This window comes from Stenotrophomonas sp. SrG, from assembly GCF_050031795.1.
In the GTDB taxonomy this organism is placed as follows: domain Bacteria; phylum Pseudomonadota; class Gammaproteobacteria; order Xanthomonadales; family Xanthomonadaceae; genus Stenotrophomonas; species Stenotrophomonas rhizophila_A.
In genome coordinates, this window is the sequence record NZ_JBNBBE010000461.1 from 1 (window position 1) to 256 (window position 256).

The window sequence follows — 256 nt, forward strand, 5'->3', positions numbered from 1 at the left end:
GCGAGGGCCTGTTCCAGGGTCTGGCGCCGCTTGGCTTCGGCCTGGCGCTGCGCCACTTCCTCATCGAGGCGATGCGTCAGCTCCAGCTGCAGCGCCACCACGCCGACCAGGATCAGCACGAACGCGCCCAGCACCACCGACATCAGGTCGCCGAAGGCGGCCCAGATCGGCGCGCCGGTTTCGCCTGCAAGCTCGATCTCGTCGCTCATGCGGGGGCGGCCCCGGCGCTGCGGCGGCGGCCGGCCCGCTGCTGCAG

1 pseudogene is annotated in these 256 nt (G+C 73.0%); it reads right to left on the reverse strand.

Going from position 1 to position 256, the window contains the following annotated elements:
• Window positions 1-209, reverse strand: a pseudogene (locus ACQG3P_RS20490) (OmpA family protein); the annotation flags it as partial.
• Between the last annotated feature and the right edge of the window lie 47 nt (window positions 210-256).